Genomic DNA, 13,415 nt, shown 5'->3' with positions numbered 1-13,415 from the left:
GGATCGTGATAGGCTGCGGGGAAGAAGTAACTTGGTGGGAAAAGTGAAAGGGGGCAGGGACCTTTACGGTGCCTGCCCCCTTTTCATTATTTTACTTTCCTCATCCAGCCGAACTTGTCTTCGATCTTGCCGGTCTGGATGCCGGTCAGGGTGTCGTAGAGGGTCTGGGTGTGCTTGCCGACGCCGCCGTTGCCGACCTGGACGGTTTCACCGGCATAGCAGAGCGTGCCCACCGGGGTCACCACTGCCGCGGTGCCGCTGCCGAAGGCTTCGGTGATCTTGCCGCTCTTCAGGTCCTGCATCAGGTCGTTGACGTCGATCTTGCGCTCCTCGACCTTGAGCCCCATGGACTTGGCCAGGGTCAGCACCGAGTCGCGGGTGATGCCGTGCAGGATGCTCCCTTCCAGCGGCGCGGTCACGATGGTGTCGCCGTAGGCGAAGAACATGTTCATCGAGCCCACTTCCTCGATGTAACGCTTGTGTACGCCGTCCAGCCAGAGCACCTGGTCGTACCCTTTCTTCTTCGCTTCGAGGCCTGCCTTCAACGAGCTGGCGTAGTTGCCGCCGGTCTTGGCTTCGCCGGTGCCGCCGGGGGTGGCACGTACGTACTTGTCCTCCACCATGATCCTGACCGGGTTGAAGCCGTTGGCGTAGTAGGCGCCGACCGGGGAGAGTATCACGTAGAAATAGTAATGGTCCGAGGGCTTGATGCCGACGTGCGGTTCCACGGCGATCATGGCGGGGCGGATGTAGAGCGAGGTCCCTTCACTGCCGGGGACCCAGGCGCTCTCCTGGGCTACCAACTGCTCGATCCCCTTTACAAAGAGCTCCTCCGGGACCTCGGGCATGCAGAGCCGTTCGGCGGAGTGGTTGAAGCGGCGTGCATTCATCTCCGGGCGGAACAGCGCGATGGTGCCGTCCTCCCACTTGTAGGCCTTCAGCCCCTCGAAGATTTCCTGCGCGTAGTGCAAAACGAGCGCCGCGGGGTCGATCTGGAACGGTTCGTACTTCTTGATCCGCGCATCGACCCACCCCTGACCCTCTTTCCACTCGACCAGCAGCATGTAATCGGTAAAAATCCTGCCGAAGCCCAGCTGTGACTCGTCGGTATACTTGGCCTTCTTCTCCCCCTCGCTAATCGGTATTACCCTGATCTCCATGTGGCAGAACCTCCGGTTTGTCGGCGCCAGGCGTCGCTTATTTGGATCTTTTCGTTTACCACATTCGCGACGGCAGGCGCAAGTAATTTAACCCCCTATATTACGGGGCATCCCCTTGATTTTTTACATGCCGCTTGATATATTTATTGGCGCTCAGGAGTTGAGAGTGCTAACAAGCAGAAGGCAAAACCAGCACTCACAAGGGAGAGACCAACATGACACACGCAATGCCGGTACCTATAGACAGCCTTACCCTGTACCTCACGGAAATCAACCGTTTTCCGCTTCTGTCGGCGGATGAGGAGATGGATCTGGCCTACAGGTTTCGGGACGAGGGGGACCTGGAGGCAGCGCACAAGCTGATCACCTCGAACCTCAGGTTTGTCGTGAAGATCGCCGGGGAGTACCGCTCCTACGGCATGAAGATGCTGGACCTGATCCAGGAGGGTAACGTCGGCCTGATGATGGCCGTGCGCAAGTTCGACCCTGCCAAGGGGGTCCGTCTCATCTCGTACGCCGTGTGGTGGATCAGGGCGTACATCCAAAACCACATCATTTCCGCCTGGAGCCTCCTGAAGATCGGCACTACCCAGGCGCAGAGAAAGCTCTTTTTCAAACTGAACCAGGCCAAGCAGGCGATCATCAACATGACCGGGGAGGGAGACCTCCACGCGGCGGCGATCTCGCTGGACGTGAAGGACACCGAGGCACAGGAGATGGAACAGCGCCTGAGGGGCGAACTCTCGCTGGACGTGGAGATGTTCGAAGGGGAGGGTGCCACCTTCCTCGAGAGCCTGCCCGACCTGCGCCAGAACCAGGAGGAAATGCTGGCCGAACGCCAGGAGGCCACCATGCTGGAGCGGAGCGTGGCGAGCGCGCTCGAGCAGCTGAACGAGAAGGAGCGCTTCGTCATCGAGCGCCGGGTCTCGGCCGACCAGCCGCTCACCCTGCAGGAGATCGCCGACCACTTCTCCATCTCGAGGGAGCGGGTACGGCAGATCGAGGAAGGGGCACTGAAGAAGATGAAGCGCTTCCTGACCCCGCTGGTGCTGGAACAGGCGGCATGAGCACGAGCCGCATCGCAATTATAGAAAGGGCGTCTTCCCGGGAAGACGCCCTTTCTTTTTTTCAGGACCCGGCGCCCACCGGTTCCACCTTGGCCCTGGCGCGCAGTTCGGCCACATACTCCGCCACCAGCCGCCGCATCTTCTCCCTCCTCAAGCAGGCGTAGATCTCCGCCTCGGCCTCCTGGTAGCTTTCCGGGCGCGGGGCACGCCGCTCGGTCACCTTCAGGATGTGGAACCCGAACCTGGTCTGCACCAGGTCGCTGATCTCCCCCGGATTCAGCGCGGACACCGCCTGCTCCAGCGGCGGATCGAGCTCCCCTTTTTTGCAGAAGCCGAGATCTCCTCCGCGGGCCTTGCTGGGGCAGTCCGAGTGCGATTCCGCCAGTATCCCGAAATTCTCCCCCTCGCGTACCCGGTGCAGCAGGATTTCCGCCCGTTCGCGTGCCCGCTCCTTCTCCTGCTCCTGGGCACGCTCGGCAACCGTCACCAGGATATGGCTCGCCCTGACGCTGCTCCCGGTCCTGAAGCGTTCCCGGTTGGTCTCGTAGAAGCTTTTCGCCTCGTCCGCGCCGATGGTGATCCGGGCTCCGAACTTGCTCTCCAGGAAGCGGTCGATCACCAGCTCCTTGCGCACCAACTGCTCCATCTGCGGCAGGGTGAGACCGGCTTTCCTCATCTCGCTGGCATAGGCCTCGCCGCCCCGGTACCTGGCGCGGTCGAGGGCGATCGCCTGCGCTACCTGTTGCTCCAGGTTCTTGACTTCCGACTTCTGCGCGGCCTGGTACAAAAGCTCCTTGGATATAAGCCCCTCCAGCGCCTCCTTTTTCAGCGCGCCGAGTTCCTCTGCGCTTGGCGGATGGTGCAAGCGCCTTGTCTCGACGAGGCTTCTCACCGCGCGATCCAGCTCTGCGCGTGTGATGGCCCTTCCGTTTACCCGGTGAACAGGGTCGCTCGGGGAACCTTGCTGGGGAGGGGGCGAGGCCTTCGATTGCTGCGTTTGATCGGATGGGGTACAGGCTGCCAGGTTTATAAACAGGAGCGGTATCGCGGCCGCCGCAGCGGTCACTCTTCTCCAATGGGACATGCACTTCCTCCACACACGCGCCGACGTTCGTCTACGCCATGCAGACAGCAAGAGGCATACCTGTCGTGCACGCCGTGAAGCAAACGGGGTATTACGGGGTGTTAGCGTGGAGGTGCCGAAGGCTGCCGCGGGAGGGTGGGTGAAGATGGGTCACTTGCAGGTGCAAATGACCCATCCGGCGAACGGTGCGCAGGGAGGGGGGGAGAAGCGAGGGTCCCGAGGAGACGGGCTCAGGCCTTGAACTTGTTCTCGGTGCCGGCCCGCAGCCTGGCGATGTTTTCGTGGTGCTTTAGGATCACGATCACGGCGATCACGAAGGCCATGACGATGGTTTCGCGGGGTGTGCAGGTGGCCCAGGCCAGCACGGGGATGCAGGCGGCTGCGCTGATGGAGGCCAGGGAGACGTAGCGCCACTTGTACAGGACGGCGGCGAAAACGGCGATTCCGAACAGCACAGCCAGCGGTGCGGTTCCCAGCAGCACGCCCAGCGCGGTGGCGACCCCTTTCCCTCCCTTGAAGCCAAGGAACACGGTGTAGACGTGGCCGAGGAAGGCGGCCAGGCCGATGGCCGCGACCCACACCGGAGAGAGCCCCAGCGCCTGTGCGACCAGGACCGGGATCACCCCCTTGAGGCAGTCCCCGACCAGGGTCATGATGCCCAGTTTTTTGCCGGCGGTGCGGTAGACGTTGGTGGCGCCGATGTTGCCGCTGCCACATTCCCTGATGTTGATGCCCATGCTCCGGGCCAGAAGCAGGCCGGTCGGTACCGAGCCGAGCAGGTACGCGCCGACCAGGAGCAGAATCTCGTTCAAAGCGTTCTCCCGGTACTTAATGAAACAACGGCGCATCCTACAGTATTTCCACTCAAACTGCAAGCCGTGGGGTGTCGAAGGGTGGGGAGGGCGTTTGGCCCTCAGTCGCGAAAGGCGGTGCGCTCCGGGAGGGGGGAGCGCACCTGCAGCCGCTCGTGCCGGATAACGATGGCAGTCATGAAGAGGAAGAGGGTGTCGCGCAACAGCGCGACCCAAGGGGCGGTCTTGGCGCCTTCCGGGCGGAAGCAGCCGCAGTCGATATCCAGGCCCCGGATCATGGCGGAGGCGAGGGCTACCATGAAGACGAGGTTCAGCACGCCGATGATCAGCGCGCCGCTTCTGACCCGTACCCCGCAGACCAGGAGCACCCCGCAGAGCAGCTCCAGAAAGGGAAGCACAGCGGCGGTGAGGTAGCTCCAGAAGTAGGGGAGGATGCGGTAGGCGGCCACGCTGCCGGCGAAGGCAACGGGGTCGGCGATCTTAGGGACAGCGGCATAGATGAAGATGGCGCCCAGGGCGACGCGGAGCGCCACGGGGATCATGCGGGCGTGGAAGAGTTTCATCGCGCTCCTCCCGAGGTCGGGTAGCCGGAGTCCCGCCACTCCGGGAGTCCCCCTTCGAAGACGTAGACCGAGCCGTAACCCGCCTTGATCAGGAGCTTGCCCAGGTCCATGCTGTCGTGGCAGGAAAAGCCGTTGCAGTAGGCGATGACAACGGCGTCTTTGGCGACCCCCTCGAGCTGCGGCGTCCGCTGCCGGGTCGCTTCCTCAAGCGGCAGGGAACGTGCGCCGGAGATGTGCTCCTTTGCGAAGCTGGCGCCGCTTCTGGCGTCAACCAGCACCGCCTGTCCCGAGTCGTGCAGCTCCTTCACCTGCGCAAGACCGATGGGCATCGGGAGCGCCTCCGCCTGCTGCGCGGCCGGCGCAGCCTGCGGGGCAGCAGGCGCGCCGCGCCAGGCGTCGGCCAGGAGCGTCCTGTTCCAGAAGATGCCGAAGACCGCCGAGACGAACACGATGACGGCGATCTCGAGGACGGTTTTGAGCGAGCTTTTCTGTGCCATGTCCAGACCCGGATGGGGGGGCGGTCGGCGGCGTGGGCCGGCGGCAGTCCCTGGTTGAAGTAGCCACCTGAGAGATGTTACGCAAAAGCGGCGTCCAGGTCAACCGGGCGCCCCTTGGGTGCATATTAGAAACGTTCGGGGGGGTAGATGTCGTGCTCCTCGAGCCACTGGGCGGCGCGGTCGGTGAGGAAGGCCTCCCTGATCGCCTGGAAGCGCTCCTGTTCCTCGGGGTAGAAGGAGAGGATCTCGTGCAGCCTGCCGTGGGACTGCTTGCCGCTGAAGGCCCGCGCCAGCATCCCCTTGAGGCTCTCGTTGGTCAGCCGCTGGATGAAGGCGTGCACCAGCTGGCGCTCCTGCCCGTAGTCGAAGGGAGGGACCTCGAGGAAGCGCTCCTCCTGAGAGGCCACCTCTTCCCAGAAACTTTCGTCCTCGTATTCGGCCGGAACCGAAAAGACCTCGCCGGTCTCACGGTCCAGGAAGTAGATCATGTCCGGGTCGCCGTTCTCGAAGGCCTCCATCAGGTCTTCCCAGACGATCTCCAGGTTGCGTAGTGCGTGCATCGGTACCTCTTAAAAACAGGTTGAGGTTAAGGTTGTTCCCTTTACCAACCCCGTATTTTTGTATATATTGCGCGAATGCGCAAGATTTTCATCGCCGACGCCCACCTGAGGAGCCCGCAGGACCGGAACTACCGGACCCTGGTCCGTTTCCTGGACACGCTCCCCACCGACACGGACACCCTTTATCTGCTCGGTGACATCTTCGAGTTCTGGATCGGGAACCCTCGGCCGGTGTACGCCCACTATCGTGAAATCGTGGAGTGCCTTAAGCGGGTGAGGGGGCGCGGAGTGCGCATCGTCTACTTCGAGGGGAACCACGACTTCCACCTGGGGGACTTCTTCAGGGAGCAGCTGCAGGCCGAGGTTCATGCCGGAGCCGCGGAACTGCAGCTCGACGGCAGGAGGGTCTGCCTGTGCCATGGGGACCAGATCAACCGTGCCGATTACCGCTACCGGGCCCTGCGCTTCGTGCTGCACGCCCCCCTGGTGCGGGCGCTGGTGCCGGTTTTCCCGCGCCGGTTGGCCGACCGGATCGCCGCCACCATGTCCCGGCGCTCGAGCGGGCAGCATGTCTCGCGCAAGGAACGCTGGGACTACCCCGCCATCCTGGAAACCTTCGCCCGCGAGCGCTTCGCAGCCGGCTGCGATCTGGTCGTCACCGGCCACTTCCATATCCCGATGCAACTGCGGGAGGATGGGAGGGAGTTCGTCTCCCTGGGGGACTGGATCACCCATTATTCCTACGCCCAGTGGACCGACGCCGGGCTCACCCTGGAGCGCTTCGCCTAGTCCGGCTGCAACCCGAAGAGCCCCAGGTAATTCGCCACCCGCTCCTCCAGGGTCGGCGCGGCGATCAACCCGCACATCTCGTCCGGGCGGTAACCCCGGCACACGGCCGGGCGCTCGTCGTAGATCAGGCAGCGCTGCTCACCGGAGAGGTGGCGGCACCTCTCTCCCACCTTCTTGTCCAAAGAGCTGATGTCCGGCGCGACGCAACAGGTCCCGCATCCCGAGCATTGCATTTCCACCTACCTGAAGAACGCCTCCAGGGCCTGTTCGCCCACCGAGGTCGCCTTGATGCGCCACTTGTTCTCGTTGATGACCAGGGCGGCCAGGGCGATCTGCGGGTCCTCCATCGGGGCATAGGCGGCGAACCAGCTGTAGTGCCCGGCGGGATCGGTCCCGTCGATGGAGCCGGTCTTGGCCGCGATCCGCACCGAGGCGAGCATCCTTCTCCCCCTGCGGTCGTGGAAGGCGCGGCGGGAGGTGCCGCTCTCCACGGTGGTGGCGAGCATGTGGGCCAGGGCGCTGGCCGTCTGCGGCGTCATCACGGTGCGCAGCACCTGGGGCTTCTGGGTGAACACCACGTTACCCTTGGCGTCGCGGATCTCGCTGGCGAGTGACGGCGCCATCATGACGCCGCCGTTGGCCACCGTGGCCATGATGGCGGCGGCATGGAAGGGGGAGATCTTGACCTCCCGGTTGAGACCCGCGCCCATGCGCATCAGCTCGTCGACGGTTCCCGGAACGGGTGCGGTGCTGGCGGCGATCGGCGAGCCGGGGACGATGGGGTGGTTGAAGCCGTACCTCCCCGCGTACAGGAGCAGCGGGTCACGCCCGACCACTTCGCCGGCCAGCCTGCCGTACACCGGGTTCACCGATTTCCCCATGGCGAGGGAAAGCGGCATCTGCTGGTTGCCGCGGCCGGGCCTTACGCGCCAGTATTTCGGGCTTTCCGAGGTGAGCTTGCCGTTGAAGGCGAACATGGTGTCCGGCCCCACCTTCTTCTCTTCCAGGGCCGCCGTCGCGGTCACGATCTTGAAGAGCGACGCCATGGGGTAGAGGTGGTAGTTCGCCCCCTTTTCCCACCCCGGCTGCGACGCGGAGTGCGACACGGCGGCGAGGATGCGCCCGGTCTTTGGTTCCAGGGCGACGAAGAGGCCGTAGGGGACCTTGTAGTCGCTGAAGAGTTTCTCGATCCTTCTCTGGACCTCTTCGTCGATGCCGTAGGTCACCTGCCCCCCCTGCGGCAGGGGTGCCGTGAACTTCCCACCCTGCACCTGGGCGTTCGAGTACGCATCAGCGGCAAGCTTGAAGGCGCCCCCCTGGTCCAGTTTGCCCAGGGACACGGCGGCCGGGGGCTCTGCCGCAGGTGCGCTTTTGGCGCGGGGAGTTCCGAAGAGGGAGATCAAGGGGTAGGAGGCGAGCAAAAGCGCGATGGCCGGCAGTATGATCTTGAGCCGCTTCTTCTCAGGCTTGGTCTCCTCGATCTGCCGAAAGACGTTGCGCCCGTCCTGTGCCTTTTTCCTGCCGAGTCGTCTGCCGTGTTTTTCTTTGTCGATGTCTTTTAAATCTTGCATATCCCGCTTCTGACCGTCTGTTGAATCGGGCCACTATATGTCAACTGCGTCCCCTTTGTCAACGCCGTGCGGGTGCATTTCCGGGAAGGCCAGATCCTTGAGGGTCACCCCTCCCAGGGCCGCCGCGACGGCCTCTTCCGATTCGTTCAGGAGCCCCTCGGCCAGCTCCTCCCCGGAGATGGCGGCCGAGGCGCCGCGCTTTCTCAGGGAGAGGAGTACGTCGGCGATGGAGACCTGGTTCAGGTCGCGGGCGGGGTAGTAGCCGCCGCGCCCTTCCCCGGCCATCACGATGAACCCCTGTTCGCGCAGGTGCTCGAGCGTGCTGCGCACGATGCGCAGGGGGATGCCGAGCTTTCCTGCCAGGTGCTGCTCGCCCCAGGCGGGGTCGCCGCGGTAGAAGGCCTCCGCGATGTGGCGCAACGCCGCCAGCGCCACCAGTTCCTGCAGCTCGTGGCTTATTTCGCGCCCCCGTATGTCGCGCCGGAAGGTGCCGCGGCTTTGGTGCGCCGCCACGACCTCCATGCCGAACAGGACGATGATCCAGCTCACGTAGATCCAGACCATCAGGATGGGGAGCGCCGCCAGGGTGCCGTAGATGGCGTTGTAGTTGCCGGCGCCGACCTGGAAGTGGATGTAGGCCCACTGGGCGAACTGCCAGAGGGTGCCGGCGAGGATCGCGCCGATCAGGGCCGAGTCGAAGCGGACCCGCGTGTTGGGCATGAAGACGTAGAGGAGGAAGATGGCGACCCAGACCACGAGGTACGGGGTGAGCCCCAGGGTGAACAGGAACAGGTCCCCCAGGTAGGTCCACTCCATGATCCAGCTGGTGAGCCACTTGCTCGACAGCGTGGTGGTGATGCTGGTGGCGGCCAGAAGCAAAAGCGGTGCGCTGACCAGGACGCTCAGGTAGTCGCTGAACTTGCGGTAGAAGGTGCGGGTCTCCGGCACCCCCCAGATCACGTTGAAGGCCTCCTCGATGCTCCCCAGCATGCTGATCGCGGTGAAGAGGAGCGCGGCGAGGCCGATCGCCCCCACCGATCCCATGTTGGTGTTGCCGATGTAGGAGATGACCCGGTTCACCACCTCCTCGTTGCCGGCGGTGACCTGCTTGAGGATCAGCGGCACCAGGCGGTTCTGGGCGCCGAGCCCCTTCAGCACCGAGAAGGCGAGGGCGAGCAGCGGCACCAGGGACAGAAGTGTCGTGAAGGAGAGGGCCGTGGCGCGCAGGAGGGAGTTGTTGGCCATGAAGTTGGTGAAGGCGAAGCCGGTGAACTGCAGGATCCCGAGTGCCTTGCCCCGCCACCCCCCGATGGTTGTAGGGTCGTACTGCCAGATCATGCCGGGGGAAAACTTCTTCTTGCTGTTTGATGAACCGTTCATAAGCTGTGGCACCTGTTGCGGCGTGCGGGGGGCGCATGAATCCGCCGCAAAGAAAAAAAGCCCACCTGAGGTGGGCTTTTACGTGGAGTCCGCGGGGATCAGGCCTGGGGCTTCTGCTTCTCCCTTTCCCGCTCCATCGCCTCCTTGCCGGCCTCTATGGCCGAGGAGATGATGTTCTTCTTCTCCAGCACCAGATCCTTGCCGTCCTCGTAGCTGGACCTGATCTTGTCCTGCGCCTCGCTGGCGTATTCCTTGATCTTGTCCACCGCGTCGTCGGCCAGATCCTTGATCTTGCCGCGCAGTTCCTCGCCGGTGTTCGGCGCGAGGAGCAGGGCTGCCCCGATCCCGACGGCAGCACCGGCCAGGAAGGAAAGCAGCATGGTACCGGTCCCGATATCTTTATCTTTTGACATGTCGGTCACCCCCTAATTTTGGTTTTGATTATTCTATCAGCAATGTATCTGCCTGCAACCTTGGCACCGGCCATCCAGACCGAGGAGTTGGTCACGATGTCAGACGCGATCCCAAGTACCTTGTTGATCATGCGTATGTTGTGTCCGGCGTGGCCGAGCTCGCTTAAAAGCATGTTCACGCCGTCCGCGTTGGCAGCCGCGGCACCGGTAACTACCTGGACATCCGCCACTGTGTCACGCAGTTCCTTGACTAGCGGCGTCACTTCCTTTTGCAGCAGGTCCGCGGCGCCCTGCAGTGCGATTGCCGCCTTTTTTAGTTCAGTGAGGACCGGAATCAGGCACAGCGCCAGCACGACGAGGGTCAGCGCCGTCACTGCCGAGGTTATCTGTAGAAAAAGCATGCGATCCTCCTGGTACTGGGCGAACTGTTTTCTTCAAAGGCTTGGAAACTGGGGAGGGGTAAAAAGGTCGGGGAGGCCGCACAGGGCCTCCCCGATTTGCTGCAGGAGTATTACTTCTTGACCGGTTTGGCCGGCTTGGCCGGAGCAGCCGGTTTGGCCGGAGCCGCTGCCGGGGCTGCCGGAGCCGCGTCGCCCCAACGGTTCAGGTCGTGCGCGATGCTGTGGCACTCGCCGCATTTCGGGAACTTCGCCATGATGGCGGCCGGGTGCGGCTTGACGTGGCACTGGGTGCACTGCGGCACCATCTTGTGCTTGGCCTGGTGGCAGTAGACGCAGGCGAGCTTGCTGTGCTTGGCGGTGCTGGAGGTCAGCAGCTTGAACGCCTTGCTGTGGCAGGCGGCGCAGAACTTGGACGGGGTGTCGGACTTGTAGGTCACGTCAGCCGGCTTGTGGGCCTGGTGGCAGACCTTGCAGTCCTTCTGCACGATTTCGCTGGAGTGGGACTTGTGGCACTGGGTGCAGTCCGGAATCCGGCCGTGTACGTTGTGGCAGAAGGAGCAGTTGAGGGCGGAGTGCTTGCTCTTGAAGGAACGCAGCTGCTCGATCTGGCCGGTGTGGCAGGTCAGGCACGGATCGGTGACGTTGTTGCCGAACTTTATGTTCTTCGGAGTATGGGGGTTGGAGTGGCAGCCGAGGCAGCCCTGGAGCTTGTAGTGCGGCTTGCCTTCATGGCACTGGCTGCACTGCGGGATCGGCTTCTTAACCTTGGGCGGGTGGCCGACGTGACAGTCCTGGCAGGTCACCTCGGTTTTGTGCTTGCCGCCGGCAGCTGCGATATCCTTGGGCGGCTGCTCATGGCACTTCACGCAGTCCGTGTTGCTCAGCACCGCCGTAGGTTGTGCAGGATCGGCTGCGGCTGCAGTTCCCACGAATGCGAACAGCGCCAGGGCCGATACAAGGTTGAAAAGTTTTGCTACTCTCATTGCCCCCTCCTTGGTATTAAAACAGAGTTAATTTTAAGCATGGATTTATATAACGTCTTGAGGTGAATTGTCAAGGGTTTAGGCACTGAAACGGACCCCTTGATCCAGCATCGTCACCGCGCTAACTACAGTCCATCCTTACCGATAACGGTAAGGGTGAGATCCGGGCGAGCGCCGACAAAGAGAGATGTGTCGATAAAGAACCAGCCTGGCGCACTTTTTACACTGTTTGTTGATCTGATACCGATGTTTGCGGCGGGGTGAACGAAGTTTCGGCCTCCCCGGCGGGGGGGAGGCCGAAAGCGGGGAGGCTACTTGTCAGCGGTGATCTTGAAGGTGCGCTTGAGCGGGGTGGCGGTCTTCGGGCCGAACCACTTCTCGAAGATCTTCTTGGCTTCGCCGTTTTTCTCCATCTCGAGCAGGGTCTTGTTCACGAATGCGACGAAGTTCTTGTCGTCCTTGCGCATGCCGAGGCCGTAGGGCTCCTCGGAGATCTGCAGGTTGGGGATCTCGAACCTGTTCTTGTTGGGCGCCTTGCCGAGGATGCCGGCGAGGATCGACTCGTCCGTGGTGACTGCCGCCACCTTACCCTGCTGCAGCGCCAGAAACGCCTGCGGGTAGTCGTCGAAGGAGAGGATGGTGGCGGTGGGGATCGCCTTGGCCACGTTTTGTTCCGAGGTCGACCCTTTGGCGGTGCCGATCTTCTTCCCTTCCAGGTCCTTGAGGCTCTTCACCGCGCCCTTCTTGGTGATGAACTTCTGGCCGGTGAGGAAGTAGGTGTGGCTGAAGTCGATCTGCTTGGCGCGTTCCGGGTTCTTGGTCATGGTGGCGGCGATGATGTCGATGTTTCCTTCCATGAGCTGCGGCATGCGCGACGCCGAGGTGACCGGTTTCACTTCAAGCTTCACGCCGAGCTTCTTGGCGATGTACCTGCAGAAGTCGATGTCGTAGCCCACGATCTCGCGGGTCTTCTCGTCCACGTAGCCGAAGGGGGGGAGCGAATCCTTCACACCGGCCACGAGGACCCCTTTCTTCTTCACCTCGGCCAGGGTGTCCCCGGCGGCCAGCGCGGCGTGGGCCATGATGCCGACCAGGGCAACAGCAGCGAACAGCGTCAACAGTCTTTTCATCAGTTTTCCTCCTTGGGAATGAAAATCGTTCTACATTCTAAGTTCTATGTTCTACGTTAAAACGTACGCGATTATATCAGAGTGTTCAGGCTTTGCAGCTTGTCGAACGAAAAACTGTCGCCGGATGAGCGGAGGAAAGCAGTAAACGTGGAACGTAGCACGTAGAACGGCAGTTAGGTCAGTGCATGGGCGAGAGCAGTTGTTTCAGGAACTGCTGTGCCCGCTCGTGTTGCGGGTTCTTGAAGAACTGCTCGGGAGCGGCCTGCTCCAGTATGGTCCCCTGGTCCATGAACACCACCCGGTGGGAAACCTCGCGGGCGAAGCCCATCTCGTGGGTGACCACGACCATGGTCATGCCGCTCAGGGCGAGCTTCTGCATGACGTCGAGCACCTCGCCGATCATCTCTGGGTCGAGCGCGGAGGTCGGCTCGTCGAAGAGCATGATGCGCGGCTTCATGGCCAGTGCCCGGGCGATGGCGACGCGCTGCTGCTGGCCTCCGGAGAGCTGCGCGGGATAGGCGTCCCGTTTCTCGGAAAGCCCTACCCGGTCCAGAAGCGCCATGGCCTGCTCCTGCGCCTGCGCCTTGGGAGTCTTGCGTATCTTGATGGGGGCCAGGGTGATATTGGCGAGTACGGAGAGGTGAGGGTAGAGGTTGAACTGCTGGAACACGAAACCGACTTCGGCGCGCAGCTTGTTGATGTCGAGCTTCTTGTCGCTCAGGTCCTTGCCGTCGACGATCAGGGTGCCCCGGTCGATCGGCTCAAGCTGGTTCACGGTCCGGATCAGGGTCGACTTGCCGCTGCCCGAGGGGCCGCACACCACGAGCACCTCCCCCGGTTTCACGTGGAGGTTGATGTCGTTCAGCACGTGCAGCTTCTTGAACCACTTGTGGACGCCTCTGAATTCGATCATGGGTTGCTCCTGCACGGTTAAGACCTGCACCACCCTGTTCTCATTACTCTCATCTTAAGTAACAGGCGCGGCAAATGCAACCCAATTTTCGA

The 13,415-nt window shown here is 62.5% G+C and carries 16 protein-coding genes; 2 read left to right on the top strand and 14 right to left on the bottom strand.

Features of this window, described 5'->3' with window-relative positions; genetic code table 11:
- Positions 1-86 precede the first annotated feature (86 nt).
- Positions 87-1,160, bottom strand: a complete 1,074-nt coding sequence (locus tag KOM00_RS03215; RefSeq protein ID WP_216497394.1) for a branched-chain amino acid aminotransferase — start codon at positions 1,158-1,160, stop codon at positions 87-89.
- 215 nt (positions 1,161-1,375) lie between these two features.
- On the opposite strand from KOM00_RS03215, the gene rpoH reads away from it, so the two are divergent.
- Positions 1,376-2,227, top strand: coding sequence for an RNA polymerase sigma factor RpoH (gene rpoH / locus KOM00_RS03210; RefSeq protein ID WP_216497393.1), 852 nt, complete (start codon positions 1,376-1,378; stop codon positions 2,225-2,227).
- 61 nt (positions 2,228-2,288) lie between these two features.
- Here the strand turns inward: rpoH and KOM00_RS03205 are convergent, their stop codons facing one another.
- The 5 genes from KOM00_RS03205 to KOM00_RS03185 all read right to left on the bottom strand — a co-directional run bounded on the left by KOM00_RS03205 (position 2,289) and on the right by KOM00_RS03185 (position 5,743).
- On the bottom strand, positions 2,289-3,311 hold the full coding sequence (locus tag KOM00_RS03205; RefSeq protein ID WP_216497392.1) for a peptidylprolyl isomerase: 1,023 nt from the start codon (positions 3,309-3,311) through the stop codon (positions 2,289-2,291).
- A gap of 230 nt (positions 3,312-3,541) precedes the next feature.
- Entirely contained in the window at positions 3,542-4,159 is a 618-nt protein-coding gene (plsY, locus tag KOM00_RS03200) for a glycerol-3-phosphate 1-O-acyltransferase PlsY (protein ID WP_216497391.1), read from the bottom strand.
- Between the two features lie 65 nt (positions 4,160-4,224).
- On the bottom strand, positions 4,225-4,686 hold the full coding sequence (locus tag KOM00_RS03195; protein WP_216497390.1) for a MauE/DoxX family redox-associated membrane protein: 462 nt from the start codon (positions 4,684-4,686) through the stop codon (positions 4,225-4,227).
- Positions 4,683-5,183 carry a rhodanese-like domain-containing protein gene (locus KOM00_RS03190; protein ID WP_216497389.1) on the bottom strand — a complete coding sequence of 167 codons (501 nt, stop codon included), beginning with the start codon at positions 5,181-5,183 and terminating at the stop codon, positions 4,683-4,685. Before KOM00_RS03190 ends, KOM00_RS03195 begins: the two co-directional genes overlap by 4 nt.
- Before the next feature lie 125 nt (positions 5,184-5,308).
- A complete protein-coding gene (locus KOM00_RS03185; protein WP_216497388.1) occupies positions 5,309-5,743 on the bottom strand; it encodes a UPF0158 family protein in 435 nt (144 codons plus the stop codon).
- A gap of 75 nt (positions 5,744-5,818) precedes the next feature.
- Between KOM00_RS03185 and KOM00_RS03180 the strand changes: the two genes are divergently transcribed.
- Positions 5,819-6,532 carry a UDP-2,3-diacylglucosamine diphosphatase gene (locus KOM00_RS03180; RefSeq protein WP_216497387.1) on the top strand — a complete coding sequence of 238 codons (714 nt, stop codon included), beginning with the start codon at positions 5,819-5,821 and terminating at the stop codon, positions 6,530-6,532.
- Here the strand turns inward: KOM00_RS03180 and KOM00_RS03175 are convergent.
- From KOM00_RS03175 to KOM00_RS03140, 8 genes are all read right to left on the bottom strand, one after another.
- A complete protein-coding gene (locus KOM00_RS03175) occupies positions 6,529-6,765 on the bottom strand; it encodes a CxxCxxCC domain-containing protein (protein ID WP_216497468.1) in 237 nt (78 codons plus the stop codon). The two genes, KOM00_RS03180 and KOM00_RS03175, sit on opposite strands and share 4 nt — an antisense overlap.
- Before the next feature lie 6 nt (positions 6,766-6,771).
- Complete coding sequence (locus KOM00_RS03170; RefSeq protein ID WP_216497386.1) at positions 6,772-8,103, bottom strand: penicillin-binding transpeptidase domain-containing protein; 1,332 nt, start codon at positions 8,101-8,103, stop codon at positions 6,772-6,774.
- Between the two features lie 33 nt (positions 8,104-8,136).
- The gene (locus tag KOM00_RS03165) at positions 8,137-9,483 is read right to left on the bottom strand and encodes a YhjD/YihY/BrkB family envelope integrity protein (RefSeq protein WP_216497385.1); all 1,347 of its coding nucleotides are present in this window, start codon (positions 9,481-9,483) and stop codon (positions 8,137-8,139) included.
- A gap of 98 nt (positions 9,484-9,581) precedes the next feature.
- Positions 9,582-9,896, bottom strand: a complete 315-nt coding sequence (locus KOM00_RS03160; RefSeq protein WP_216497384.1) for a YtxH domain-containing protein — start codon at positions 9,894-9,896, stop codon at positions 9,582-9,584.
- A 5-nt stretch (positions 9,897-9,901) separates the two neighbouring features.
- Entirely contained in the window at positions 9,902-10,297 is a 396-nt protein-coding gene (locus tag KOM00_RS03155; protein WP_216497383.1) for a DUF948 domain-containing protein, read from the bottom strand.
- A gap of 110 nt (positions 10,298-10,407) precedes the next feature.
- A complete protein-coding gene (locus KOM00_RS03150; protein ID WP_216497382.1) occupies positions 10,408-11,280 on the bottom strand; it encodes a cytochrome C in 873 nt (290 codons plus the stop codon).
- Between the two features lie 311 nt (positions 11,281-11,591).
- Positions 11,592-12,410 (bottom strand): ABC transporter substrate-binding protein, encoded by an 819-nt coding sequence (locus tag KOM00_RS03145; protein ID WP_216497381.1) that lies wholly within the window; start codon positions 12,408-12,410, stop codon positions 11,592-11,594.
- Positions 12,411-12,588: 178 nt separating this feature from the next.
- The gene (locus KOM00_RS03140) at positions 12,589-13,323 is read right to left on the bottom strand and encodes an amino acid ABC transporter ATP-binding protein (protein WP_216497380.1); all 735 of its coding nucleotides are present in this window, start codon (positions 13,321-13,323) and stop codon (positions 12,589-12,591) included.
- Between the last annotated feature and the right edge of the window lie 92 nt (positions 13,324-13,415).

Origin of the sequence: Geomonas diazotrophica, from assembly GCF_018919385.1 — a bacterium.
GTDB lineage: Bacteria > Desulfobacterota > Desulfuromonadia > Geobacterales > Geobacteraceae > Geomonas > Geomonas diazotrophica.
The sequence above is the reverse complement of the archived record's forward strand: the minus strand, read 5'-3'. Positions and strand labels throughout refer to the sequence as shown.

Bases quoted from the DNA above. Each gene is read 5' to 3' on its own strand.
- rpoH (WP_216497393.1), top strand. From the start codon at position 1,376: ATGACACACGCAATGCCGGTACCTATAGACAGCCTTACCCTGTACCTC.
- KOM00_RS03180 (WP_216497387.1), top strand. From the start codon at position 5,819: ATGCGCAAGATTTTCATCGCCGACGCCCACCTGAGGAGCCCGCAGGAC.
- KOM00_RS03155 (WP_216497383.1), bottom strand. From the start codon at position 10,297: ATGCTTTTTCTACAGATAACCTCGGCAGTGACGGCGCTGACCCTCGTC.
- KOM00_RS03145 (WP_216497381.1), bottom strand. From the start codon at position 12,410: ATGAAAAGACTGTTGACGCTGTTCGCTGCTGTTGCCCTGGTCGGCATC.
- plsY (WP_216497391.1), bottom strand. From the start codon at position 4,159: ATGCGCCGTTGTTTCATTAAGTACCGGGAGAACGCTTTGAACGAGATT.
- KOM00_RS03150 (WP_216497382.1), bottom strand. From the start codon at position 11,280: ATGAGAGTAGCAAAACTTTTCAACCTTGTATCGGCCCTGGCGCTGTTC.
- KOM00_RS03195 (WP_216497390.1), bottom strand. From the start codon at position 4,686: ATGAAACTCTTCCACGCCCGCATGATCCCCGTGGCGCTCCGCGTCGCC.
- KOM00_RS03190 (WP_216497389.1), bottom strand. From the start codon at position 5,183: ATGGCACAGAAAAGCTCGCTCAAAACCGTCCTCGAGATCGCCGTCATC.
- KOM00_RS03160 (WP_216497384.1), bottom strand. From the start codon at position 9,896: ATGTCAAAAGATAAAGATATCGGGACCGGTACCATGCTGCTTTCCTTC.
- KOM00_RS03185 (WP_216497388.1), bottom strand. From the start codon at position 5,743: ATGCACGCACTACGCAACCTGGAGATCGTCTGGGAAGACCTGATGGAG.
- KOM00_RS03140 (WP_216497380.1), bottom strand. From the start codon at position 13,323: ATGATCGAATTCAGAGGCGTCCACAAGTGGTTCAAGAAGCTGCACGTG.
- KOM00_RS03205 (WP_216497392.1), bottom strand. From the start codon at position 3,311: ATGTCCCATTGGAGAAGAGTGACCGCTGCGGCGGCCGCGATACCGCTC.
- KOM00_RS03175 (WP_216497468.1), bottom strand. From the start codon at position 6,765: ATGCAATGCTCGGGATGCGGGACCTGTTGCGTCGCGCCGGACATCAGC.
- KOM00_RS03170 (WP_216497386.1), bottom strand. From the start codon at position 8,103: ATGCAAGATTTAAAAGACATCGACAAAGAAAAACACGGCAGACGACTC.
- KOM00_RS03215 (WP_216497394.1), bottom strand. From the start codon at position 1,160: ATGGAGATCAGGGTAATACCGATTAGCGAGGGGGAGAAGAAGGCCAAG.
- KOM00_RS03165 (WP_216497385.1), bottom strand. From the start codon at position 9,483: ATGAACGGTTCATCAAACAGCAAGAAGAAGTTTTCCCCCGGCATGATC.